This is a genomic window from Micromonospora sp. NPDC005163, from assembly GCF_053599835.1.
Genome location: NZ_JBSFYP010000036.1, coordinates 52791 through 74401 on the forward strand (window position 1 = coordinate 52791; position 21611 = coordinate 74401).

A 21611-nucleotide genomic window follows, 5' to 3' on the forward strand; every position below is an offset into this window, starting at 1 on the left:
GCCCCGCCCCGGTGACCCGGCCAGAGCCAGGCATCGGCAGAGTCGGCGGCGATCGTGCCCACCGCGTCGCCGTCGCCGGGTCGGGCAGGGTCACGGAGCCGGGTCGAAGACGATCGACTCGCTCAGCTCGCGCCACCGCGCGTCGGACGCGGCGAGGGACTCGGCGGCCGCCGAGGCGACCGCCACGGCGTCGGCGCCGAGCAGCAACCGCGCGGGCGGGTCGTCGACCCGGGTGATGCGGATGATCGCCTGGGCGGCCCGGACGGGATCGCCCGGCTGGCTGCCGCTGGCCTGGCGCAGCCGCTCGACGACCGGCTCGATGACCGGCCGGTACGGTTCGCTGATCGGCAGCGTGCGCATCGAGGAGCCGGCCCATTCGGTCCGCAGCCCGCCCGGCTCGACGGTGGTGACGCGGATCCCGAACGGCGCGACCTCCTTGGCAAGCACCTCCGAGAAGCCGCCGACCGCCCACTTGGCGGGCTGGTACGCGCCCAGCCCGGGCCCGCCGACCCGCCCGCCGACGCTGGAGACCTGGACGATGTGCCCGCGCCCCTGCTCGCGCATCACCGGCAGGGCGGCGCGGGTCAGGTTGACCACCCCGTAGAAGTTGGCCTCGATCTGGGCCCGGAAGTCGTCCTCCGGCATGTCCTCGATCGCGGCGACGTCGGCGTACCCGGCGTTGTTGACGAGGATGTCCAGGCTCCCGAACGCGTCCACAGCGCTGTGCACGGCGGTGCGGGCGGCGGCGGGGTCGGTGATGTCGAGGGCCACCGTCCGGATCTGGTCGCCGTGCCGGTCGGCCAGGTCGCCGAGCTGCGCCGGATCGCGGGCGGTGGCGACCAGCCGGTCGCCGTCGGCCAGCACCGCCTCGGCGAGCGACCGGCCGAGACCCCGGGAACTGCCGGTGATGAGCCAGACACGCGGCACGTCGTCTCCTCCTGCCGGCTCAATCAGACGGTCGCTACGGGCGGATGTTCAGGGCACCGATCAGGTCGTCGCGCAGCGTGAACCGGTACCGTAGCTCGACCGGGCTGCCGGGAAAGCTGCCCGACACCCGGGCGAGGACCAGGTACGAGTCGCCCGCCTGCGGCGTGACGGTCACCGGCTCCGCGGTGTACGAGTAGGTCGCCATCGTCCGCTGCCGCCAGGCGCGGATCGCGGCCCGTCCCTCGTGCACCCGGTCCTCGTCGGCCACGCTCGCGGTGTCCGCGAAGCAGGCGACGAAGGCCTCCAGGTCACCGTCGCCGACGGCCCGGAAGTACCGGTCGATCACCTCGGGCAGGTCGACTCCCATCGGCTCCTCCTGCGGCGCGGGCCGCCCTCGGGCAGCCGGATTCCCCGTCCGACCTCACGGTACGAGACGGTGCCGGTGCTTCGCGGACCAACCGACAGAACCCGTCGTCGACCCATCGTCGCGGGTGTCCGGCGGCAGCCCGCCCGCCGGACACCGCTCAGGGTCGGCGCGGGTCAGGGCTTGCGGCCGACGGCGCAGTAGCCGTCCAGGTCCGCCGGCGGGCCATCCTGCTCGGGCCGCCAGTGGGTGAACCGCACCAGGCCGGGCTCGACCAGTTCCAGGCCGTCGAAGAACCGGGCGATCCGCTCCGGGCTGCGCAGGTGGTACGGCAGCGCGCCACTCTCGTTGTACTGCCGGTGCGACTCGACGACCGCCGCGCTGGTGTCGGTGCCGTCGGACAGCGCCAGATAGCTGCCGGACGGGACCGCGTCGAGCAGGGCGCGGATGATGGCGACCGCCTCGTCGTCGTCGCCGACGTGGCCCAGCACCCCGAACAGCAGGACCGCGACGGGCTGGCTGAGGTCGAGGTGCTCGTCGGCCTGCCGGAGCACCGCCTGCGGGTCACGCAGGTCGGCGTGGATGTACCGGGTCAGCCCGTCCGGGCTGCCGACCAGCAGCGCTCGCGCGTGTGCCAGCACCATCGGGTCGTTGTCGACGTAGACGACCCGGCTCTGCGGGTTGACCCGCTGGGCAACCTGGTGGGTGTTGTCGGCGGTGGGCAGCCCGGTGCCGACGTCGAGGAACTGCCGGATCCCGGCCTCGCCGGCGAGGAAGCGCACCGCGCGGGACAGGAACGCGCGGGATTCGCGTGCCGTCTCGATCATCGCGGGAAAGAGTTCGCGGACCTGCTCGCCGGCCAGCCGGTCGACCTCGAAGTTGTCCTTGCCACCGAGCCAGTAGTTCCAGATCCGGGCGGAGTGCGGGACGCTCGTGTCGATCTTGGTGCCGTCGGTGGCCGGGTCAGGGGCGGTTTCTGCCACGGGCGTCCTTCCGCTGAGGGGTGGGGGAAGACACAGAGGACACTCATGCTCGCACAGCGCTCCCGTCCGCAAAACGGACACCCCTGCCGTCGGATCGCACCGGGACCGGTCCCGGGTTTGCCGTCGGTCGGCCCGGGTAGCCATGCATCTCCGGAACGAAGGGCGGGGGCATGGCTGAGCTGGCGTTCGTCGACAAGGTTGCGGCACGGGCGGGTGTCCCGCCCGAGCAGGCGCGACCGCTGACCGAGGCGGTTCTGCGTACCCTCACCGAGCGGCTCAGCGGCGGCGAGGCGGCCACGCTGGCACCCCACCTGGCCACAGAGTTGAGCCCGCTGCTGGTGAAGGTCGCCGAGGCGCCCGAGGTGTTCGGCTACGACGAGTTCCTGCGGCGTGTCGCCGAGCGCGCGGGGACCGACCGACCCACCGCGGAGCGGGGCTCCCGGGCCGTGCTCCAGACCATGCACCGGGTGGTCGGCCACCGGGAGTTCGAGGACGCGCTGTCCCAGCTCCCGGCGGATCTGAAGGAGCTGGCCCAGCCGCTGCCGCAGGGCCCCTGACCGACGCCGCGGCCGTACGAGGGGCCTGGGGCGGCGCCTGACCGGGTTGCCGGTCAGACCCCGCCCCACGTCCAGCGTCAGCTGACCACCCACCTCTGGTGGGCGCCGCCCGCGTACGTGCCGATCTGGATCTGGGTGCCGTCGGCGGTGCCGGCGCCGGCGGCCTCCAGCACCTTGCCCGACTGCGGGTTGCGGATCGACCCGTCCGGCTCCGGCTGCCACACCTGGGAACCGGTGCCGTTGCAGGTCCAGAGCTGCACCTTGGTGCCGTCGGCGGTGCCGGCGTTGTCCACGTCCAGGCACTTGCCCAGGGCCCGGTAGGTGTCCCCGACGCGGCTCCACGACTGGGCGCCGGTGCCGTTGCAGGTCCAGAGCTGCACCTTGGTGCCGTCGGCGGTGCCCGCGTTGTCCACGTCCAGGCACTTGCCGCCGACGCCGGTGATGCGGCCCGACCCGCCAGCGGTGCCCGCGTACACCTCCAGCTCGTAGATCCGCGCGGCCGGATCGCCGGTGCTGGTCGGCGCGGTGATGGCCAACCGCACGTAGCGTGTTCCGGGCGCGGTGACGTCGTGCGTGGTGGTGCTCGCCGTGTTGCCGGTGACCGTGGCCCGGGTCGTCCAGGCGGTGCCGTCGGCACTGGAGGCGACCGTGAAGTCCCGGGTGTTCCAGGCGGTGTTCTCGCCGCCGGCGCCGGCATGCTTGACCACCACCCGGTTCACCGCGTAGCTGGCACCGAGGTCCACCTGGAGGTACTTCGCCGTGCCCTTCGAGCACCACTTGTCGCCGTTGCCGCCGGCGACGCTGCCGTTGACGGCCTTGGCCGGGCCCTCGGTCGCCGAGCAGGAGCTGTCCGCGGTGGCCGGCTTGTTGAGCGCCAGGTTGATCCCGCCGGTCGGCGGCGGGGTGACGCCCGGGATGGCGTTGAGCGTGTACCACGCCTCGGTGCTCCACAGCGACTGCCCGCTGGTCGAGGTGAACGGGCGTGGCGAGCGCAGGTGGACGACGTGGCCGGCCTTGCGCCCGTTGACCGCGAGGGTGACCTTCTTCCCGTCCGTCGACAGGGTCGCCGAGGTGACGGTCAGCGTCTCCTCGTCGATCTTCGGGCCGCCGTAGCTGGCCGTCGGCTGGTACCGCCACTGCTTGATCTTGTAGTGCGCGGCCAGGTTGGCGGCGGTCTCCGCGGAGACCGGCTGGGTGTACTCCACCTCGAACCCGGCGGTGGTGGCCCGCATGGCCAGCATCTCGAAGGTGGTGGTGCTGGTCGGGGTCAGCTTCTGCAGGCCGTACGACAGCTTGCCGGTCTGGCCCCAGTTGCCGCCCGCGCCGAGCCCACCCACGTAGATCGCGCCGTCCGGGCCGACGTTGACCTCGGAGACGCCCGCCTCCAGGCCCTGGGTGAGCCGGAACAGGGCGCCCTGGTACTCGCCGTTGACCTTCTCCACACTGGCCCTCTGCAGGCCGCCGTAGGTCACGTCGCCGATGACGAACTGACCGGCGTACCGGCCGCTGGTGAGGTACAGCGGCGTGCTGGGCGAGTTGGAGATCTCGTTCTGCGGCATCCAGAGCACCGGCGGGGTGACCGGGTTGGCGTCGAACGGGCCGGCCGGGTTCAGGTAGTGGTTGAAGAACCGGCCCTGCTTGATGTGCACCAGCTTGGACGAGGGCAGCCAGCCGCCCTGGTTGTCGGTGACGAAGATGCCGCCCTCCGGGCCCCAGCCGATGCCGTGCGGGGTCCGCAGCCCGCCGGCGACGTGGCTGACCGCGCCGGTGTCCTTGTTGACCTTGAGGGTGGTGCCGCGGTTGGCGGCCGGCTGCGGGTTGGTGGTGGCGCCGCCGGAGTTGATCGACACCGACAGGTTCAGGTAGAAGAATCCGTCCTGGTAGAGCAGGCCGAACGCGAACTCGTGGAAGTTCCCGCCGTACGGCCAGGTGGCGACCGTCTGGAGCTGGTCGGCCACCTCGTCGCCGGTGGTGTCCACCAGCCGGGTCAGCCGTTGCTTCTCCGAGACGTAGACCACCCCGTCGACGATCTTGAGTCCCATCGGTTCCTTGAGGCCGCCGGCGATCTTCTTGGTGGTCACGGTGCCCGGCCCGGTCGCGCCGCCGGTGTTGCCCATGATCCAGACCTCGCCGTCCTGGGAGGTGCCGGACTGGTCGCTGCCGCCCCAGGTGGAGATGACGAATCGGCCGTCGGCCAGCCAGTCCATTCCGGTGACCTTCGGCTGGAAGCCGGTGGGCCGCAGGTTGGTCAGCGTGTAGCGGAATGCCCGGTGCGAAGGTGCCCGGCCTACCGCCGTCCGCGCCGGGCTGGACCACCGCCCCGGTTGCCGGGTTTGCGGGCCGCGGTACCGGATCTGCGGGCCGGACCGGTGGTCCGGCGGGTCGAGGTGGACGTGCCACGCGCGGCGGGCCGGCGGCGGGCCGCCACCAGCACGACGGCGGCGACCACCACGACGATCAAGGCCGGTACCAGCCAGGGTGGCCACCCGCCGCCTCGCGTCTCCTCCGTGGCGCCGCTCGGCGCGCTCGCCGGGGCGGCGGTCGCGCCCGCGTCGGCGCTCGCGCCGGCCACGCCGGGGCTCGCCGACGGGTTGCCCTCGACCAGGGCGAGCAGGGCCGGCGCCGGCCCGTCCGTGGGTGGCGTCCATCCGGCCGGCGCCGCCGTACTGGCCCCCTGGTAGTTGAAGGTGACGGTGCCACGCACCGCCTCGCCGTCGGAGGCGACGGAGAGATAACTCGCCGTGTACCGCCCCTTCGCCGGCCAGTGCGCGACGGACACCATGGCGGGGAAACCGGTGTGGTACAACCGCGGCTCGAAGACGCCGTTGACCATGAAGTACTCCTGAACCGGCTTGTCCAGCCGCTTCGGCTCGCCGTAGGACCAGCCGCTGTCCACCCGGGACCCGTTCGGCCCGGTGACGGTGAAGTGGGCGTTGGAGGCCGGCTTCTCGGTGAAGTACAACCCCAGCTGTGTCAGCGGCTCGCGGACCACGGTGCCGGTCAACGGGGTGGACGTCGCCAACTGGCCGTGCGCGGACGCCGGAGCGGCGGGCAGCAGCAGCGACACCGCCAGGGTCGCGGCCAGCGCCGCCGCCGCTCGGCTCCAGAGGTGACGGGCAGTGACCAGCCTCGATCGCATCCGTTCATCATGGTCATTTCCCCGCCGCCGAACAAGACGTAGAGTTCTCCTCCCCGACGATCAGTTCGACACCCGTCCCCCGCGTCGTTCGGAGTCCGCCCGTGTTCGTCCGTGCCCCCGGTTCCCGCGTTCCCGTCGTCCTCACCGTCGTCCTCGTCACCGCCCTGCTCGCCACCGGTTGCGGGCGGGACGACGACCCGTCCGTGGCCACCCCCTCGACGCCGGCGACGGCCGCCGTGCCGCCCAGCGCCACGACGGCGCCGACCTCGTCGGGCAGTCCGACACCCAGCGCCAGCGCCAGCACACCGGCGGTGGACCGGCAGATCACCGTGACGATCGCGAAGCGGCGGGTCGACCCGCCCACCGGGCGGGTCACCGTGGGTAAGGGCGAGCTGGTCCGGATCACGGTCACCTCGGACGTCTCCGACGAGCTGCACGTGCACGGCTACGACCTGGGCGCCCGGCTGCCGGCCGGCACGCCCGGTTCGGTGGAGTTCCGCGCCGAGAAGACCGGGCTGTTCGAGGTGGAGACGCACGAGACCGAGCTGGTGCTGTTCCAGCTCGTCGTCCGCTGAGCACCATGACCGGCGCCCCGGTGGTGCTGGCGCACGGCGTCGGTGGCCGCCAGGACCTGCCGATCACGCTGCCGCAGCTCGTCGTCGCCGCGGCCCTGGCCCTGGTCGTCACGTTCCTCGCGCTGGGCCTGCTGTGGCGCGAGCCGCGGCTCGACCGGGACGCGACCGGCGGACGGCCGGTGCCGGAGCCGCTGGCCCGGCTCGTCGACGCGCCCGCGTTCCGGTGGGCACTGCGCGGGCTGGGTCTGCTCGCCGCCGGCTGGTTCTGCGTGGGCCTGCTGGCCGGGCCGGACACCCCGGACAACCCGACGACGGGGGCGCTCTACGTGCTGCTCTGGGTCGGGCTGGTGCCCGTGTCGCTGCTGCTCGGCCCCGTCTGGCGGGCCGTCAACCCGCTGCGCACCGTTCATCTGCTCGCCGCGCTGGCGGCACGCCGGGACCCGGAGCGTGGCCTCCGCGAGCTGCCGGTCGGCCTGGGGCTCTGGCCAGCGGCCGTCGCCCTGTTCGGGTTCGTCTGGCTGGAGCTGGTCGCACCTGACCGGGCCACGCTGCCGGTCATCACCGCCTGGCTCGGCGGGTACGCCGTGGTCATGCTGGCCGGGGCGGCGCTGTTCGGCGCGGGCTGGTTCGACCGGGCCGACCCGTTCGAGGTGTACAGCGGGCTCGTCGGCCACCTCGCGCCGGTCGGCCGGGCGGCGGACGGCGTGCTGGTGTGGCGCAACCCGCTCGACGGGATCGCCGGGCTGCGGCCCCGCCCCGGGCTGGTCGCCGTCGTGATCGTGCTGCTCGGCTCGACCATGTTCGACAGCCTCTCCAACGCGCCGGCCTGGCTGCGCTTCACCCAGGAGAACGGCCTGCCCCCGGCGGTCACCGGCAGCGCCGGGCTGCTCCTGGTCATCGCCGCCGTCGCCGCGGCGTACCTCGCCGCCACCGGGGCGGCGACCCGGATCGGCCGCGCCGGGCCCGCCGACGCCCCCGGGCTGCCCGGCGAACTCGCCCACTCGATCGTGCCGATCGCGGTGGGCTACCTCGTGGCCCACTACTACTCGCTGCTGATCCTGGAAGGCCAGCGCACCGTCGCGCTGCTCTCCGACCCCCTGGACACCGGCGCGAACTGGCTGGGCACCGCCGACTGGGAACCGCACACCGGTCTGGTCACCCCGTCCGGGGTGGCCACCCTCCAGATCACCGTCATCATCCTCGGGCACCTGCTCGGCACGCTGCTCGCCCACGACCGCGCCCTGTACCTGTTCCCCCGGGCCCGGGCCGTGGCCGGCCAGCTCCCGCTACTGGCGCTGATGGTCGCCTACACCGTCGCCGGCCTGCTGCTGCTCTACGCCGGCTAGGGCCAACCCGGGACCCAGATCGGAGGTGCCACGGGCCACCGGGTGAGGATGGGGCGTGGATTCCGATCTTCGGCGCTATCTCGACGAGTTGGTCGACGCCGCCCGCGACGTATTCGGCGACGACCTGGTGGGCGCGTACGGGGCCGGCTCGGTGGGGCTCGGCGCGTACCAGGCCGGCCGCAGCGACGTGGACGTGGCGCTGCTCTGCGCCGGGCCGTTGACCGAGGCCGACAAGCGGGCGCTGGTGGCGCGTCTGCGGCACGAGGCGCTGCCCTGCCCGACGCGCGGGCTGGAGCTGGTCGCCTACCGGCGGGAGGTGGCCGCCTCCGGCAGCCCCGAGCCCGGCTTCGAGGTCGAGCTGAACACCGGCTCCGGGATGCCGTTCCGGTGCACCCTCGACCCCGCCGACCGCCCGGCGACCGACGGCCGGTTCTGGTACGGGTTGGACCGCAGCATCCTGCACCAGAGCGGGCTGCCGCTGCTCGGGCCGCCGGCGGGGGAGGTCTTCGCCGATCTGGCCCCTGCCGACCTGCGCCGCCTGCTGATCGAGGCGCTGTCGTGGTGGCTGGCGCTGCCCACGCCGCCGGACGACCGACCCGCGCCCGGCGCGGAGGACGCGGTGCTCGGCGCCTGCCGGTCCCTGGTGCGGCACCGCGACGGCGTCTGGCTGTCCAAGGTGGCGGCCGGGCAGCGGCTGATCGACGCCGGCGACCCGGCCGAGGTGATCGGCCGGGCCGTCGCCGCGCGGCACGGGGGGCCGCCGCCCACCGGCGCCCAGGCGCGCGCCTTCCAGCACCGGGTCCGCGCCGAGATCGCCGGCCAGCCCGACTAGCGGACCGGGCGGGGTTGGAGCGAGGCGAAGAGCAGGTTGAGCCCCTCGGTCATGGTCGGGTGGGTGATGACTGCGTCCCGCAGGGCGGTCCACGGCATCCCGGCGAGCATGGCCAGCTGCACCGAGGTGATCACCTCACCCGCCTCGGCGCCGAGCAGCGCCGCGCCGAGGATCTGGTCGGTCCCGGCGTCGACCACCGCCTTCCACGTTCCCTCGGTCTGGCGCAGGGTGCGGGCCCGGGGGATCGCGGCGACCGGCAGGCTGGCCACCTGGACGTCGTACCCGGCGCGGCGCGCCTCGGTTTCGGTGAGACCGACCCGGGCCAGCTCCGGGGTGGTGAACACGGTGTACGGGATGAGCCGGCCGGCGGTGCTGCGCAGCTCACCCGCCAGGTTCGCCCGGATGATCCGGTAGTCGTCGAGCGAGGCGTGGGTGAACTGCGGGGTGCCGGCGACGTCCCCGGCCGCCCACGTCCGCTCGGCGCTGGTCCGCAGGTACTCGTCGACCGCCACGAAGCCGCGGTCGTTCAGCTGCACGCCGGCGGCGTCCAGGCCGAGCCCGTCGGTGACCGGCTCCCGGCCGACCGCGACCAGCACGTCGTCCCCGGTCACCAGGCTGCCGTCGTCCAGCGTCACCCGGACCGTGCCGTCGGCGTTGCGGTCGATCCGGGCGACCGTCATGCCGGCGCGCACGTCGATGCCGTCGTCGAGCAGGACCCGCAGCACCGCGTCGCCGACGTCGGGATCCTCGCGGGTGAGCAGCCGCGGGCCGCCTTCGATCAGGGTCACCGCACTGCCGAACGACGCGAACATCTGCGCGAACTCCACCCCGACGGTGCCACCGCCGAGCACCACCAGTCGGGCCGGCAGCCGGTCCAGGTGCAGCAGGGTGTCACTGGTCAGCACCGAGGCCTCGGCCATCCCGGGGACCGGCGGCAGGTGCGGGCGGGTACCAGTGTTGATCACCACGTCGGCGCCACGCAGGAACCGTTCGCCGCCGTCGGCCAGCGACACCCGTACGGTCCGGGGACCGACGAACCGGGCCTCCCCGATCACCAGGTGCAGGCCGGAGTCGAGGAACTGCTGCCGGTTGGCGGCCACCATCCCCTCGACGACGTCCTGCTTGTGGGCGCGCAGCAGGTCCACGTCGACCCGGCCGCCCTCGACCACCAGGCCGAGCGCGGCCGCGCCGCGTAACTGGCGAGCCGCCCGCGCGCTCGTCACCAGCGCCTTGGTCGGGATGCACGCGACGTTGATGCAGCTGCCGCCGATCATGCCGCGTTCGACCATCGCCACCCGCCGGCCGGACCGGGCCACGTCCATGCTCAACGTCTTGCCGGCCTTGCCGCCGCCCACGACGAGCAGGTCGAACTCCTCCGCTCGGTCGGTCACCGGGTGCTCCTCTCGGTCGCCGGGCCGATGCGGCCGCCTCTGTCGTGGCGGCCAGACCAGCCTGTCAGCTCCGGTGCGCCATCGGCCCGGTTCCGAGCAGAACCGCCAACGCCGGCCGGGCCCGCCTCGAGCTCAGTGCCGGGCGGCACCGTTCTCGCTGACCGGCTGCCCGAAGGGCAGGAACGGCACAGGCGTCGGTTCGGCGGTGTCGCCGGGGCGCGTGAAGGTCGGGTCGGCGTCGCCGGTGGGCACCTCCGCAGCGGCCGTACGGTCGGCAGCCGCTGCCGCCTCGTCCGTAGTGGACGAGGTGCCGACCCGCTCCGCGCCGGACTGGCCGCCACCGGACTGGTCGCCACCGGTGTGGTCGCCACCGGGCCGGTCCACGCGCTCGCCGTGCCGCCCGCCGCTCGGCCGCTCACCACCCGCCGGCTCCACGTCAATCCGATCGGCAACCGGTCGCTCGGCGCTGGAGCGGGCGCCCACCATCGGGTACTCGGCGGTCTCCGTACCGCCCGCGGCGGCGGCCATGACGGCGGCGGCGGCCAGGTCGGCCACCCGCTTCGCCTCCCGCTGCACCCGGGCGCGGACGTCCTTGGCGTGCCGCTCGGCGGAGTCTCCGGCCCGCCGGGCCTCGTCCAGCCGGGCGCTCTCGGCGGTGAGGTCCCGACGGACCTCGCCCAGCCGCTGCTGCAACCGGGACAGCTCGTTCTCCAGGGTCTCGCCCTCCTCGCGCACCTCGGCGAGTTGCTGCTGGGCGGTCTCCAGCTCCGCGTGCAGCTGGGTCGACTCCTGCCGGCGCTCCTCGATCTCCTGCCGCAGGGCGGCGAGCTGCTCCTGGTGCGTGGCGGCCTGCTCGTCGGCGCGGTTGCGCAGGTCGGTCACGTGCTGCTGCGCCTCGGCCAGCAGCGCGGCGATCTGCTGCTCGATCGCGCTGCGCTGCTCCGCCAGCTCCCGCTCAGCGGCCGCCTGCTGCTCGGCGATCTCCTGCTCGGCCGCGCTCCGGCGGTCGTTGACGTCGCGTTCGATCCCGGCCTGCCACTGGGCCAGCTCCTGCTGGCTCTTGGCCCGGGCCGCCTGGAGCTCCTGCTGGATCTGGGTACGCGCCGACTTCATCAGTGCGTCGGCGGCGACCCGGGTCTGGTTGAGCTGCTGCGCGCTCTGCTCGGTGATCCGCTTCGCCTCGTTCTGCGCGCGCTCGTGCGCGGCCTCACTGTCGGCGCGCAGCTGCTCCGCGTGCTCCCGGATCGCGGTCAGCTCGGCCTCGGCCACGCCGCGCCGCTCCTCGTGCGCCTGTTCCTGCTCGGCGCGCCGGGCCGTCAGCTCCTCGGCCAGGTCCTGGCGTGCCTGGGCGGCCCGCTCGCGAGTGTCGGCGAGGATCCGCTCCGCCTCGGCGCGCAGCTCGTTGGCCAGGTCGGTGGCCGAGTCGCTGATCATGGCGGCCTGCTTCTCCGCGAGGGTCAGGATCTCGCCGACCATCGGGCCCAGATCCTGGAACGAGGCGCGGTCCACCTGCACCGGCTGGTCGTGCAGCTCGGCCAGCTCGGCGCGCAGCCGATGCACCTCGGCGGTCAACTCACGGACCCGGACGGCGGAACGCCCGTGCTCCCCGCTCAGCATCGCGATCTGACCGTCGAGCTGCTCCAGGTGCCGGTCGACCTGGCGTTTGTCGTAGCCGCGCAGCGTGAGCTCGAAGCTCGGCCGCGAGGCCGCGTCGTCGCGTGCTGCGAGCGGCTCAGCGCCGATGGACATGCGCCATCCTCCGTACGATCGGGGCGCCAGGGCCGGCGGTCTACCGCCCCGCGGGCCGTGAGTGTGGCGCAACGCTACCGCCGAGGCGGCCCGGTGCGAAGTCCCGCCCCGTCTCTGCCCGCCCGACCCTCCCTTCCTCGGTCGATCATGGAGTCATGGTGCCCGGAAGACCCTGATCCGCGGCTCTTGTCACCCAGCACAACTCCATGATCGACGCGGGTTGGGTGGTTCAGCGGCGGCGGGCGACGAGGACCGCGTCGTGCAGGGTGATGTTCCTGCCTTCCGGGTCGGTGGCTGGGCGGGGGCGGGCCTCGGCGGTGCGCACCTCCCAGTGCGCCGGGTCCAGTGCGGCGGCCACGTCCTCGGCGGTGTACATCATGTCCGGCAGGTGCATCCGGTGCGCCGACGTCCACAGGTCCGACGGGTGGTGCCCGACGATCAGCAGGGTGCCGCCCGGAGCCACCGCGGCGGCCAGCCGGGCGAACAGCTCCCGCCGCTGCACCGGTGGCAGGTGCATGAACTGCGCGGACACCAGGTCGTACGCCTCCTCGACGGGTGGCTTCTCGCGCAGGTCGGCGTGCGTCCACTCGATGCGCTCGCCGACGCCGGCAGCCTCGGCGTGCCCGGCGGCCCTACCCAGCGCGGTGGTGGAGATGTCCACCGCGGTCACCCGCCAGCCACGGTCGGCCAACCACACCGCGTCGGCGCCCTCGCCGCTGCCCACGTCGAGTGCCCGTCCCGGGGTCAGGTCGGTGGCCTCGGTGACCAGCTGCGGGTTCGGCCGGCCGCTCCACACTGCCGGTCGGGACCGGTAGCGCTCCTCCCACGCCGGCTCCTCGAAGGCCGTGGCCAGCATTTGCCGGTACGCGGTCACCGCGTCGCGGGTCTCCTCGGCGATCAGATCGGCGTTGATCGCCGCCCCGGCGGTGAGGCCGGCCGCGGCGGCCGCGATGACCTGGCCGCGGACGTCGGCCACGTTGCCGGCCACCCACACGCCCGGGACGGTCGTCGCCCCGGTGGCGTCGGCCGGGATCTGGGTGCCGATCACGTGCCCGCCCATCGTCACCTCCTCCGGAGCCAGACCCAGCCCGACCAGCATTCCCGCGCGGGGGACCGGCCGCGCCGCGACCACCACCGCGTCGAGCGCCACCACCCGGCCGGAGGCGAGGCGGACGCCGGTCAGCGCATCCCCGGTGACCTCCAGCCCGGCCACCGGCCCAGGCACCACGGCGATGCTCCGAGCGGCGAGCCGCTCGGCGGTCTCCTCGTCGGGCGCCGGGGCGTCGTGCAGCAGGAGCAGCACGTCCGAACTCCACTGCCGCCACATCTCGGCCTGGTGCACGGCCAGCGGACCGGTGGCCAGGATCCCGATCCGCCGGTCCTGGACCTCCCACCCGTGGCAGTACGGGCAGTGCAGCACGTCGCGCCCCCACCGCTGCGCCACCCCGGGCACGTCGGGCAGCTCGTCGCTGAGCCCGGTGGCCACCAGCAGCCGACGGGCCCGCACCGCGCGCCCGTCGTCGAGGCCGAGGCGGAACCCGTCGTCGTCCCGGGTCGCCGCCGCCACCCGCCCGTCCAGGAACTTTCCGCCATACCCGGCGACCTCGGCGCGCCCGGTCGCGACCAGCTCGGCCGGCGGCGTCCCCTCACGTGCCAGGTAGTTGTGCACGTGGTCGGCCGGCGCGTTGCGCGGTTCACCGGAGTCGATCACCAGCACGGACCGTCGGGCTCGGCTCAGCGCCAGGGCTCCGCTGAGCCCCGCCGCGCCGCCGCCCACCACCACCACGTCATATGTCTCGTCCACCGGAGTCTCCCCTTGTTGTCGGCTGAGCCCACCATCCGTCGCCGTCGGCCAGGTGGCAACTATCCTTGCCGTTATGGCAAACGACGACAGCGCGGCGTTGGCCGCGGTCGGCCCACGGCTGCGCGCCCTACGCCAGCAGCGCGGGACCACCCTGGCCCAGCTCGCCGACCTGACCGGCATCTCGGTGAGCACCCTGTCCCGGCTGGAATCCGGTGGCCGCCGGCCCACCCTGGAGCTGCTGCTCCCGCTGGCCCGCGCCTACCAGGTCCCGCTGGACGAGCTGGTGGACGCCCCGGCCACCGGCGACCCACGGGTCCGTCCCAAGCCGATCGTCCAGCACGGCGTGACGTTCCTGCCGCTGACCCGCCGACCGGGCGGTCTGCAGGCGTTCAAGCAGATCCTCCCGCCGAACACGCCCACCGGGGAGTTGACCCAGCAGACCCACGAGGGGTACGAGTGGATCTACGTGCTCTCCGGCCAGTTGCGCCTGCTGCTCGGCGAGCACGACCTGACGCTGACCCCCGGCGAGGTTGCCGAGTTCGACACGCGTACGCCACACCGGGTGATCAACCCCGGCCCCGGCACCACCGAGGTCCTCAACCTCTTCGGGCCGCAGGGGGAGCGGCTGCACGTCCGCGCCCGCCCCGCCGCGTCCGCCAGGGAATAGTCAGCGAGCCGTCAGAGGCATGAGCGGGATATCGGCTGGCGAGACGTGTGGCCGTGGGCCATGGTTTGGGCGTGATCATCATCCAGCGGGTGCGCGTGCGATGGAGCCCGGCTGGGCGCGGCGCTCCACAGACCAACGCCCGTCGAGGGCTCAACCGCCCGGTGATACTTCCTGCGCCGCTGCCAGCAGGCGATGTCGTGGTCCACGACGTCCTGGCTGATGAGGCCGCCAGCTACCAACGCCGTGGCGAGGTACGGACCGGTGGCGTGAGCATCTCCCGCGGTCTCGCTCTATGGCTCACCTTCGACGGCTCGGCGGTAACCGTCGAGCGTCTGCCCGGCGGGGCGGCGTTTCCCCGGGCGGGAGTGTCGACCCGCCTGTTCACCCTCGCCCACGGGCAGGTCGGCCGGTATAGGGCCAATTTCCGGTTGACCGGCTGCGCGTGCGACCCCAGCTGGTACTACGAGGACTGGGTGGTCCATGTCAGCAACGGCGATGTTGCATGCGACCGGTTCCTGCGCGGCGAACCGGACTGCGTTGTCGATAACCGTGTCCATCTTTACGGTGGCCCCGCGCGCCGTGGTAACCGCTAGCGAACGTGACCTCGCTCTGCCCTCAGCCCTCGCCTCGCAAGCGGTGTGCACGTCCGCTGGTTTAGGGTCCCTGCGATGGTCATGAGCGCGCAGGACGTTGTGGGCGTGATCGAGTCGGACCCGGGAGCAATGAGAGTCCTTCGGGCTACGGCCGAGCTTGGATTACCGGACTGGTGGATCGGTGCCGGCTTCGTACGCAACCGCGTCTGGGACGCGATCAGCGGCCTCCCAGTCTCGCCGGAGCGCGACGTGGATGTCGCCTACTTCGACCCGGAAAAGCCGGACCCACGCGAGGATGCACGCGCCGAAGCCCAAGCCATAGTGGCCCTGCCTGGGGTGCCGTGGGAGATTCGTAATCAAGCACGGATGCATCTGCGCAACGGCGATGAGCCCTACACGTCCGCCCTGGACGCGATATCGCGCTGGCCCGAAACGGCGACGTGCGTCGCGGTGACTCTGAGGGGCGACTCTGTTCGCCTGGTGTCCTGCCACGGTCTGACCGACCTTGTGGGAATGGTTGTCCGCCCCTCTCCAGCCTTCAACAACGCAGCGGGCCGCGCGAAGGTACAGCGCCGCGTGGAGGTCAAGGGATGGCTCCACCGATGGGCCGGGCTGCGGCTGGAGATCTAACGGTCACGCCAAGCGAAGGACTTCGCGGCACGGGCGGACAACCGACACCACAACCTCCGTCATGGTCGGTAGCGAGCGGTTCGCGGCACATGAGTGCGGGCGGCGAACCGCGGGCGCCGCACCGAACGGCGGACGATACTGGCACGGTGGAGGAGGACCTCGTCGAACTACTGGCCTCGACCGGAGTCACCTGCCGGTTGTTCGTCGAGCAGACACGGGGCCCATACCACCGAGCTGTGCATCCCGAGCGTCGGGAGATCACCGAGGACCGCGATGGTCTCCCGCTGCGCCTCGGGCTACGCCTACTGGCGGCGGACGCCACCACCCCCCTCGCGGATGTCCTCGTCGAGGTCTGGCAGGCCGACCACGTGGGCCGATACTCCGGCTTCCAGCCATTCGAAGCGAGGCCGGGACAGGTGGTCACCTCGGAGTCGGTGCCGCACGATGTGATCGCCGCCGGTGAGACGTACCTGCGGGGCAGCCAGCGCACCGACGAGCGCGGGATGTGCGGGTTCAACACGATCTACCCGGGCTGGTACGCCAGCCGCACCGTGCACATCCACCTCATCGCGCACCTCGGCGACGGCTCGGTGACCACGCAGGTCTATTTTCCCGACACGGTCACCGACGAGGTTTTCAGTCGCCCGCCCTATCGGGGCCGGCCGCAGCGCGACACCACCAACGCCACCGACAGCATCTTCGCCGAAGGCGGCGAGCAGATGATCCTGGACCTGCAGGGAGATCCGACGACCGGCTACACCGGGGTCCTCTGCGTCGTCCTCGACCAGCAAGCGCGACCTGCCTCGGCTGCGGGTCCTTCGGCGGAAAGCGACGGTTGATCGTGGCCAGCACGGAGCAGATCAGGGCCACCATCGAGGCTCACCTCGCCGCCGTCGGCGCCGCCGATGCTACCGCACTGGCAGATCTCTACACACCGGATGCCCGCCTGCATGACCCCGCTGGCGGACCCCCGGTCACCGGCCGAACGGCCATCGAGCAGCACTTTGCCGGCGTGCTCACCGAGCAACGGACAATGGAACTCGTGATGGTGGCGATCGCCGACCACCACGCCGCGTTCCACTTCCGCGCCACACCAGCCGAGGGCCCCACCAGAGAGGTCATCGACACCATGACCTTCGACGACCAGGCCATGATCACTTCAATGCGGGCGTACGCGAGCTAGAACCAAACCGGGCGGAGTGACCTCGTGGCCTGCCGTCCGGCTACCTGCGAGGAGTCGCTCCGCCGAGGCCGTGAATGCTGAGGTGTCGTCCACCCAGGGGAAATGCGCGGCCCGTGGCTGCTCCGCGCCGCCGAAGAAGCCGTCCGTGGCGGGCTGGGCGAACTGGTCCGGCTCGGCGGCGGCCTGCACCCGCGCTGCAGCATCCACTCGCTTGGCTGGCATCCGCGCATCGGCACGACCCGCCGCCGGCGCGGTCCGCTTGCCGCGACTTGCCGTAGCGAGCGGTTCGCGGCATGTGCGTGCGTCCGCAGGGCTGGGTCGTCTCGTCTCAGGTTAGGGCCAGCATCGACTCCACGCCGTAGCGGGCGGCCGCGATGCCAGGCTCGCGAGACTGCGCGGTGATGACGAGTACTCGGCCACCCTTGCGCGGGTACAGGTACACGGCCTGCCGCCACGGTTCACCCTCGTGCTCCCATGGTTTCCCAGCCTCCGCATTCACGGGGAGTACGGCACCTGACACGGGTTGGGACGCCCGTCGAGGGCCCGGCCCGCTTCCTTTCAGCTTTGACTACACATCATCGCGATGTCCGATCGGACTCCCTCAAGCCCAACGAGGCGATCCACCGCGCTGCCCTCGACTGCCGGCGTGGCGTTCCGGTCATCGGACCGGTGCTGTGCGTACCTCGCTGAGGTGTTTGGTGATGCGTAGCAGCACCTGGTTCGGTGGCCCGGCGACGAAGGCCGCCGTGTCGGCGAGGGCGGCGATCAAGGGCAGCCCGCGACCACCGACGGTGAGCGGGGCGGGGAGCTCGGCGTCGAGTCCGGCGCCGTTGGGGGTACTGCCGCGGTTGCTGACCTCGAGCAGGCAGACGTCGTCCTCGATGATGATGGTGATGTCGACGGTGCTGTCCGGGTCGGCGTGCATCACCGCGTTGGCGCAAGCCTCGGTGATCAGCACGGCCAGGCGGTCAACGGAGTCCTCAGCGGCGTCGGTGAGGCTCAGCAGGGTGGTCAGCACATGGCGGGCGCGGGTCACCGAGGACGGTTGTCGCGGGAGTGACAGCGTCATGGTCACGCGCATCGCGCAGTTCCTCCTCAGCCCGCGCGTGGCCCGCGCCGGACTCCTGTGTCACACCCTGGGGCAGGATGCTCCCGCCGTGATCGGCACTACCCGGGTGTTGCCGAGGTGAAACGGTCAGGATGCCGGCTCGGCGACGCCGGCGGCGGCGTTTCGCCCGCCGGCAGAATAGGGTAAGCGGGGATCATCGGCTTGGGGGGTTGTTGTGGATCTGCTGTTGTCGGACCGGCCGGGCCGGGGTTGCACCGTGCTCGAGGTGCGCGGCGAGCTCGACATGGCGACGGCCCCCCAGTTGCGCGATGGTCTGCGACGGCTGATCGACGCCGGTGACCGCCAGGTGGTGGTGGATCTGGCCGGGGTGGGTTTCCTGGACTCCAGCGCGCTGGGCGCGTTGGTGGTGATGTTCAAGGCGTTGCGTGACCTCGGCGGTCGGTTGTGCCTCGCCGCGGTGCAGCCCGCCGTGCACAGCGTGCTGACGGTCACCTCGGTGGATCGAGCCATCCAGGTCTATGACAGTGTCCCGGCGGCGGAAGCCGATCTGCCGTCAAGGGACGACGCGGCGGGCGGGTAGTCAGTCGGGCAGCGCGGTGCTGGCACGCGCCTGGTCGGCGCCGGCGCTGGTACGCCGGTCCTCGCTGTGGCCGCCGTGCCAGTCGAGGATGAGCAGGGTCGCGTCATCGGCCAGAGTCGGGCCGCTGACCTCGAGCACGGCATCGGCCAACGCCCGGACAGCCTCCCGCGGGTGCAGACCGGCGATCGACCGCAACATGGCCGGCAGATCCAGGCTGGCGGCGTTGCGCTCCCGCATGCCATCGGTGACCACCACCAGACGGTCGCCTGGTCGCAGCGTGATCTCGCCAGCGTGGTGATCGGTCTCGGCGAACATTCCCAGCGGGAAGTTGGCCGGTAGCGCCAGCGTCCGGGTGTCCCCGTCGCGCACCAGCAGCGGCGGCACGTGCCCGGCGTTGAGCAGCGCGCACACCCCGGTGCGCAGGTCGAGACAGCCGAGGACCGCGGTGATGTAGCTGCCGGGCACCGCGGCGTGTTGGGCCACGTCGGCGTTCGCGGCCTCGGCCTGCTCCGCCAGACCAACCCCGCGGCGGCGGCTGTTGCGCAGGCTGCCCACGCCCAGGGTGGCCGTCAGCGCGCTGGCTACCCCGTGGCCCATCGCGTCGGTGACGCTGAAGTGCAGCACGTCCCGGCCGAGGCTGTAGTCGAAGGTGTCCCCGCCGATGCTGGCGGCGGGTTCGAGCCAGCCGGACAGGGTGAACGCACTGGCCTCACACGTGAACGAGCTGGGGAGAAGGCGGCGCTGGATCTCCCCGGACAGGGTGAACGGCGTCGTCCGTTGCCCCCACTCGAAGAGGTCGGTGTACCGCCGGTTGGCAATCACCACGAACGCCAACACGTGCGCCGTGCGGGCGGTCTCCTCCAGTGCCCGCGCATCGGGCTCGTCCGGCAGGATCATCTCCAGCAGGCCGATCGCCTCACCGCGGTCGGTCACCGGCGCCAGCACCGTCCACCGATCGGGCCGCGCGACAACCTGCACCACCTGGGTGCGTAGCGCCTGCTCGGCGGGGCCGCCGTCGAACGGCATCACGGTGGCGACCTCAGCACCGTCGCGGCGCCCGTCGCCGGCACCATCGAGCGGCACGTGGGCCAACCGGACCAGCGCCCGGCCGCTGAGGTCCGCGATCAGGAACGCGACGGTACGTGCCCCCAGCGCCGCACCGAGTTCCCGGGTGACCGCCTCGACCGGCGAGGCGTTCTCCGCCGCGTCCAACAAATGGTCCATGTCGCCCTCGACTGCTTTCCACTGTCGGAGCCTACGAGAACAGGCTGGTCATCGCCGAGCACGCTGGTCCCCGGGTTCAGCGGGGCGCGGCGATCGGCGGTGCCGACGGCCCGAAGGTGGTCAGGAACCGGTCCCGGAAGGTGTCCATCGGCCACACCGGGGCCTGCGGACCGGGCCGCAGGCCGTCCTGCCACCCCCAGTCCGCCACCCGGTCCAGCACGGCCGGATCGTGGGCGACGATGGTGATCGGCACGTCCCGGCTGGCACCCTCGCCGGTGACCACCGGGGCGGGCTGGTGGTCGCCGAGGAAGACCAGCACCAGGTCGTCGTCGCCGTAGGTCCGCACGTAGGAGATCAGGGTCTCCAGCGAGTACGCGATGGCCTTCCGGTACCCGCCGCGGATCTGGCCGGCGTCCCGGTCGTCAGGGTCGCCGCTGTCCTCGCCGACCGCGGAGCCGCGGTAGATCGAGCCGTCGCCCACCTCGTCCCACCCGATCATCTCGGGCACCGCCGTCCACGGCGAGTGGCTGGAGATCAGCGGGATCTCCGCCATCAGCGGGCGGTCCGCGTCGGCCCGGACCCGCCGCTGGAAGAACGACAACGTGTACTGGTCGGGCATCGGGGCGTAGCCGAACTTCGGTCCCCGGTAGCCGAGCGCCTCCGTGTCGTAGTAGCGGTCGTAGTCGAAGAACCCCTGCTCCGGCCACGGTTCAGTGGCCGCCGGCAGCACCCCGACGGTCTGCCATCCGGCCCGGCGGAATGCGCCGTTGAGGGTGAGCCGATCGCTAGCCAGCAGGGTGCGGTGCCGCCCCTCGTTGTCCGTCCACAGGCCGGACAACAGCGTGTCGTGCGCCAACCAGCTACCGCCGCCGAAGGTGGGGGAGGTGAGGAAGCCACTGCGGGCGTGGTAACCGGCCGCGCGCAGCCGCTCCGTTCCGGCATCCAGCACCGCGTTGACCTGCGGCGCCAGCTCCGGGTCCTCCACCGCGTCGCGGCCGTAGCTCTCCACGAACGCGACGATGACGTCCTTACCGCGCAGCCCGGTCAGCAGTTGGTCGCCCGGCGTGTCGTGGAACGGGTCGGCGTTGATCTGCGCACCGAACGTCTCCCGGTCGTGCAGCCGTGCGTCCACCTGGGTGGCGTGCGCGCCGACCAGCGCGGTGGTCCCGGCGTCGGCCACCGGCACGCCCGGTACGACGCGCACCCCGACGACGGCGCAGGCCACCCACGCGACGGTCAGCGCGGCCACCGCCCGGGTCGCCACCCGCTCGTGCCGGACCAGCAGCGACGCCAGCCGCCGCAGCGCCAGCGTGAGCACCACCAGCAGCGCTCCGACCAGCAGCAGGATGCCGATCGCCGTGCCGACCGCGCCGGCCTGACCGGCCGAGTCACGGACGAAGCCGAACGCGTCGTCCAGCAGCAGCCAGTCCAGCACCAGGTCGAACGGCCGGTCGAGAGCCGTACGGAAGCCCAGGTCGGCGAGCTTCACGATGGCGAGCAGGCCGAGCAGCGGCCCGACCACGGCCACCACCACCCGCCGGGGCCGCGCCGGCAGGGCCAGCAGCAGAGCGGCGACGAGCAGCCCCTCCAGCGGGATGCGCAGGAGGGCGCCCGGCGTGAGCAGGCCGAGCCGGTCCGGGCCGACCAGCACGGCGAACACCAGCAACACGGCCAGCGCGCTGCCCACCCCGCCCGCCACCCGCCGCGCCGGGCCGCGTCCGGCCGCGGCCAACGACCCGGGAGTACGCGCCGACACCTCGCCCACAGCAGGAGGGCGCGAACGGAACCGGCCGGCCAGCCGGCGTACCTGGGTGGGAAGGGTCATCACAGCCTCCAGTCGGAGTGGACCGTACCGCCCGAGCGGACCGCCATCGCCCGCGCGGGAGCGGGCACCGGCAGCAGGGGCGGCAGCGTCACCGTGGACGGCGCGACCACCGGCAGCGGAGTCGGCAGCGCCACCGGCGCGGGAACCGGCGGGACGGTCGGCGCCAGCGCGGC

22 protein-coding genes are annotated in these 21611 nt (G+C 72.7%); 10 read left to right on the forward strand and 12 right to left on the reverse strand.

Annotation, left to right across the window (positions count from 1 at the left end):
* Positions 1-90: 90 nt before the first annotated feature.
* The 3 genes from ACWD6N_RS23480 to ACWD6N_RS23490 all read right to left on the reverse strand — a co-directional run bounded on the left by ACWD6N_RS23480 (position 91) and on the right by ACWD6N_RS23490 (position 2274).
* The gene (locus tag ACWD6N_RS23480; RefSeq protein ID WP_450005165.1) at positions 91-927 is read right to left on the reverse strand and encodes an oxidoreductase; all 837 of its coding nucleotides are present in this window, start codon (positions 925-927) and stop codon (positions 91-93) included.
* A gap of 34 nt (positions 928-961) precedes the next feature.
* Positions 962-1294 (reverse strand): nuclear transport factor 2 family protein, encoded by a 333-nt coding sequence (locus tag ACWD6N_RS23485; protein ID WP_354962429.1) that lies wholly within the window; start codon positions 1292-1294, stop codon positions 962-964.
* Positions 1295-1467: 173 nt separating this feature from the next.
* Entirely contained in the window at positions 1468-2274 is an 807-nt protein-coding gene (locus ACWD6N_RS23490) for an SAM-dependent methyltransferase (RefSeq protein WP_354962428.1), read from the reverse strand.
* A 170-nt stretch (positions 2275-2444) separates the two neighbouring features.
* On the opposite strand from ACWD6N_RS23490, the gene ACWD6N_RS23495 reads away from it, so the two are divergent.
* Positions 2445-2831: a DUF2267 domain-containing protein gene (locus ACWD6N_RS23495; RefSeq protein WP_354962427.1), complete on the forward strand. Its 387-nt coding sequence runs from the start codon at positions 2445-2447 to the stop codon at positions 2829-2831.
* Positions 2832-2908: 77 nt separating this feature from the next.
* Here the strand turns inward: ACWD6N_RS23495 and ACWD6N_RS23500 are convergent, their stop codons facing one another.
* Both ACWD6N_RS23500 and ACWD6N_RS23505 read right to left on the reverse strand, forming a co-directional pair.
* Positions 2909-5038 carry a ricin-type beta-trefoil lectin domain protein gene (locus ACWD6N_RS23500; RefSeq protein WP_354962426.1) on the reverse strand — a complete coding sequence of 710 codons (2130 nt, stop codon included), beginning with the start codon at positions 5036-5038 and terminating at the stop codon, positions 2909-2911.
* Between the two features lie 80 nt (positions 5039-5118).
* Positions 5119-5970 (reverse strand): copper resistance CopC family protein, encoded by an 852-nt coding sequence (locus tag ACWD6N_RS23505; protein WP_354962425.1) that lies wholly within the window; start codon positions 5968-5970, stop codon positions 5119-5121.
* A 101-nt stretch (positions 5971-6071) separates the two neighbouring features.
* On the opposite strand from ACWD6N_RS23505, the gene ACWD6N_RS23510 reads away from it, so the two are divergent.
* Genes ACWD6N_RS23510 through ACWD6N_RS23520 form a run of 3 tightly spaced genes read left to right on the forward strand, consistent with a single transcriptional unit; the run spans position 6072 to position 8723 of the window.
* Positions 6072-6545, forward strand: coding sequence for a cupredoxin domain-containing protein (locus ACWD6N_RS23510; RefSeq protein WP_354962424.1), 474 nt, complete (start codon positions 6072-6074; stop codon positions 6543-6545).
* Between the two features lie 5 nt (positions 6546-6550).
* Positions 6551-7891 carry a hypothetical protein gene (locus tag ACWD6N_RS23515; RefSeq protein WP_354962423.1) on the forward strand — a complete coding sequence of 447 codons (1341 nt, stop codon included), beginning with the start codon at positions 6551-6553 and terminating at the stop codon, positions 7889-7891.
* A 55-nt stretch (positions 7892-7946) separates the two neighbouring features.
* Positions 7947-8723 (forward strand): nucleotidyltransferase domain-containing protein, encoded by a 777-nt coding sequence (locus ACWD6N_RS23520; RefSeq protein ID WP_354962422.1) that lies wholly within the window; start codon positions 7947-7949, stop codon positions 8721-8723.
* On the opposite strand, the gene ACWD6N_RS23525 is transcribed toward ACWD6N_RS23520, so the two are convergent.
* The 3 genes from ACWD6N_RS23525 to ACWD6N_RS23535 all read right to left on the reverse strand — a co-directional run bounded on the left by ACWD6N_RS23525 (position 8720) and on the right by ACWD6N_RS23535 (position 13667).
* Entirely contained in the window at positions 8720-10114 is a 1395-nt protein-coding gene (locus ACWD6N_RS23525; RefSeq protein WP_354962421.1) for a dihydrolipoyl dehydrogenase family protein, read from the reverse strand. The two genes, ACWD6N_RS23520 and ACWD6N_RS23525, sit on opposite strands and share 4 nt — an antisense overlap.
* Positions 10115-10246: 132 nt before the next feature.
* Positions 10247-11863, reverse strand: coding sequence for a coiled-coil domain-containing protein (locus ACWD6N_RS23530; protein ID WP_354962420.1), 1617 nt, complete (start codon positions 11861-11863; stop codon positions 10247-10249).
* 229 nt (positions 11864-12092) lie between these two features.
* Entirely contained in the window at positions 12093-13667 is a 1575-nt protein-coding gene (locus ACWD6N_RS23535; RefSeq protein WP_354962419.1) for an FAD-dependent oxidoreductase, read from the reverse strand.
* A 73-nt stretch (positions 13668-13740) separates the two neighbouring features.
* Here ACWD6N_RS23535 and ACWD6N_RS23540 point away from each other — a divergent pair, with 73 nt between their 5' ends.
* The 5 genes from ACWD6N_RS23540 (at position 13741) to ACWD6N_RS23560 (ending at position 16740) form a co-directional block, all read left to right on the forward strand.
* On the forward strand, positions 13741-14334 hold the full coding sequence (locus tag ACWD6N_RS23540; RefSeq protein ID WP_354962418.1) for a helix-turn-helix domain-containing protein: 594 nt from the start codon (positions 13741-13743) through the stop codon (positions 14332-14334).
* A gap of 71 nt (positions 14335-14405) precedes the next feature.
* Positions 14406-14927 (forward strand): hypothetical protein, encoded by a 522-nt coding sequence (locus ACWD6N_RS23545; RefSeq protein WP_354962417.1) that lies wholly within the window; start codon positions 14406-14408, stop codon positions 14925-14927.
* Between the two features lie 75 nt (positions 14928-15002).
* The gene (locus ACWD6N_RS23550) at positions 15003-15557 is read left to right on the forward strand and encodes a nucleotidyltransferase family protein (RefSeq protein ID WP_354962416.1); all 555 of its coding nucleotides are present in this window, start codon (positions 15003-15005) and stop codon (positions 15555-15557) included.
* Between the two features lie 146 nt (positions 15558-15703).
* Complete coding sequence (locus tag ACWD6N_RS23555; protein WP_354962415.1) at positions 15704-16396, forward strand: dioxygenase family protein; 693 nt, start codon at positions 15704-15706, stop codon at positions 16394-16396.
* A 2-nt stretch (positions 16397-16398) separates the two neighbouring features.
* Positions 16399-16740 carry a nuclear transport factor 2 family protein gene (locus ACWD6N_RS23560; RefSeq protein ID WP_354962414.1) on the forward strand — a complete coding sequence of 114 codons (342 nt, stop codon included), beginning with the start codon at positions 16399-16401 and terminating at the stop codon, positions 16738-16740.
* 328 nt (positions 16741-17068) lie between these two features.
* On the opposite strand, the gene ACWD6N_RS23565 is transcribed toward ACWD6N_RS23560, so the two are convergent.
* Entirely contained in the window at positions 17069-17239 is a 171-nt protein-coding gene (locus ACWD6N_RS23565; protein WP_354962413.1) for a hypothetical protein, read from the reverse strand.
* A 159-nt stretch (positions 17240-17398) separates the two neighbouring features.
* Positions 17399-17821, reverse strand: a complete 423-nt coding sequence (locus ACWD6N_RS23570; RefSeq protein ID WP_354962412.1) for an ATP-binding protein — start codon at positions 17819-17821, stop codon at positions 17399-17401.
* A 244-nt stretch (positions 17822-18065) separates the two neighbouring features.
* Here ACWD6N_RS23570 and ACWD6N_RS23575 point away from each other — a divergent pair, with 244 nt between their 5' ends.
* Positions 18066-18389, forward strand: a complete 324-nt coding sequence (locus tag ACWD6N_RS23575) for an STAS domain-containing protein (RefSeq protein ID WP_354962411.1) — start codon at positions 18066-18068, stop codon at positions 18387-18389.
* Here the strand turns inward: ACWD6N_RS23575 and ACWD6N_RS23580 are convergent, their stop codons facing one another.
* Positions 18390-19613, reverse strand: a complete 1224-nt coding sequence (locus tag ACWD6N_RS23580; protein ID WP_354962410.1) for a PP2C family protein-serine/threonine phosphatase — start codon at positions 19611-19613, stop codon at positions 18390-18392.
* Between the two features lie 76 nt (positions 19614-19689).
* Positions 19690-21438 carry a sulfatase-like hydrolase/transferase gene (locus ACWD6N_RS23585; protein WP_354962409.1) on the reverse strand — a complete coding sequence of 583 codons (1749 nt, stop codon included), beginning with the start codon at positions 21436-21438 and terminating at the stop codon, positions 19690-19692.
* Between the last annotated feature and the right edge of the window lie 173 nt (positions 21439-21611).

What these genes read in the sequence shown, in the direction of transcription:
- ACWD6N_RS23485 (WP_354962429.1), bottom strand. Translation starts at nt 1,294, where the DNA reads ATGGGAGTCGACCTGCCCGAGGTGATCGACCGGTACTTCCGGGCCGTC.
- ACWD6N_RS23495 (WP_354962427.1), top strand. Translation starts at nt 2,445, where the DNA reads ATGGCTGAGCTGGCGTTCGTCGACAAGGTTGCGGCACGGGCGGGTGTC.
- ACWD6N_RS23500 (WP_354962426.1), bottom strand. Translation starts at nt 5,038, where the DNA reads ATGGACTGGCTGGCCGACGGCCGATTCGTCATCTCCACCTGGGGCGGC.
- ACWD6N_RS23505 (WP_354962425.1), bottom strand. Translation starts at nt 5,970, where the DNA reads ATGCGATCGAGGCTGGTCACTGCCCGTCACCTCTGGAGCCGAGCGGCG.
- ACWD6N_RS23515 (WP_354962423.1), top strand. Translation starts at nt 6,551, where the DNA reads ATGACCGGCGCCCCGGTGGTGCTGGCGCACGGCGTCGGTGGCCGCCAG.
- ACWD6N_RS23530 (WP_354962420.1), bottom strand. Translation starts at nt 11,863, where the DNA reads ATGTCCATCGGCGCTGAGCCGCTCGCAGCACGCGACGACGCGGCCTCG.
- ACWD6N_RS23540 (WP_354962418.1), top strand. Translation starts at nt 13,741, where the DNA reads ATGGCAAACGACGACAGCGCGGCGTTGGCCGCGGTCGGCCCACGGCTG.
- ACWD6N_RS23550 (WP_354962416.1), top strand. Translation starts at nt 15,003, where the DNA reads ATGGTCATGAGCGCGCAGGACGTTGTGGGCGTGATCGAGTCGGACCCG.
- ACWD6N_RS23570 (WP_354962412.1), bottom strand. Translation starts at nt 17,821, where the DNA reads ATGCGCGTGACCATGACGCTGTCACTCCCGCGACAACCGTCCTCGGTG.
- ACWD6N_RS23580 (WP_354962410.1), bottom strand. Translation starts at nt 19,613, where the DNA reads ATGGACCATTTGTTGGACGCGGCGGAGAACGCCTCGCCGGTCGAGGCG.
- ACWD6N_RS23585 (WP_354962409.1), bottom strand. Translation starts at nt 21,438, where the DNA reads ATGACCCTTCCCACCCAGGTACGCCGGCTGGCCGGCCGGTTCCGTTCG.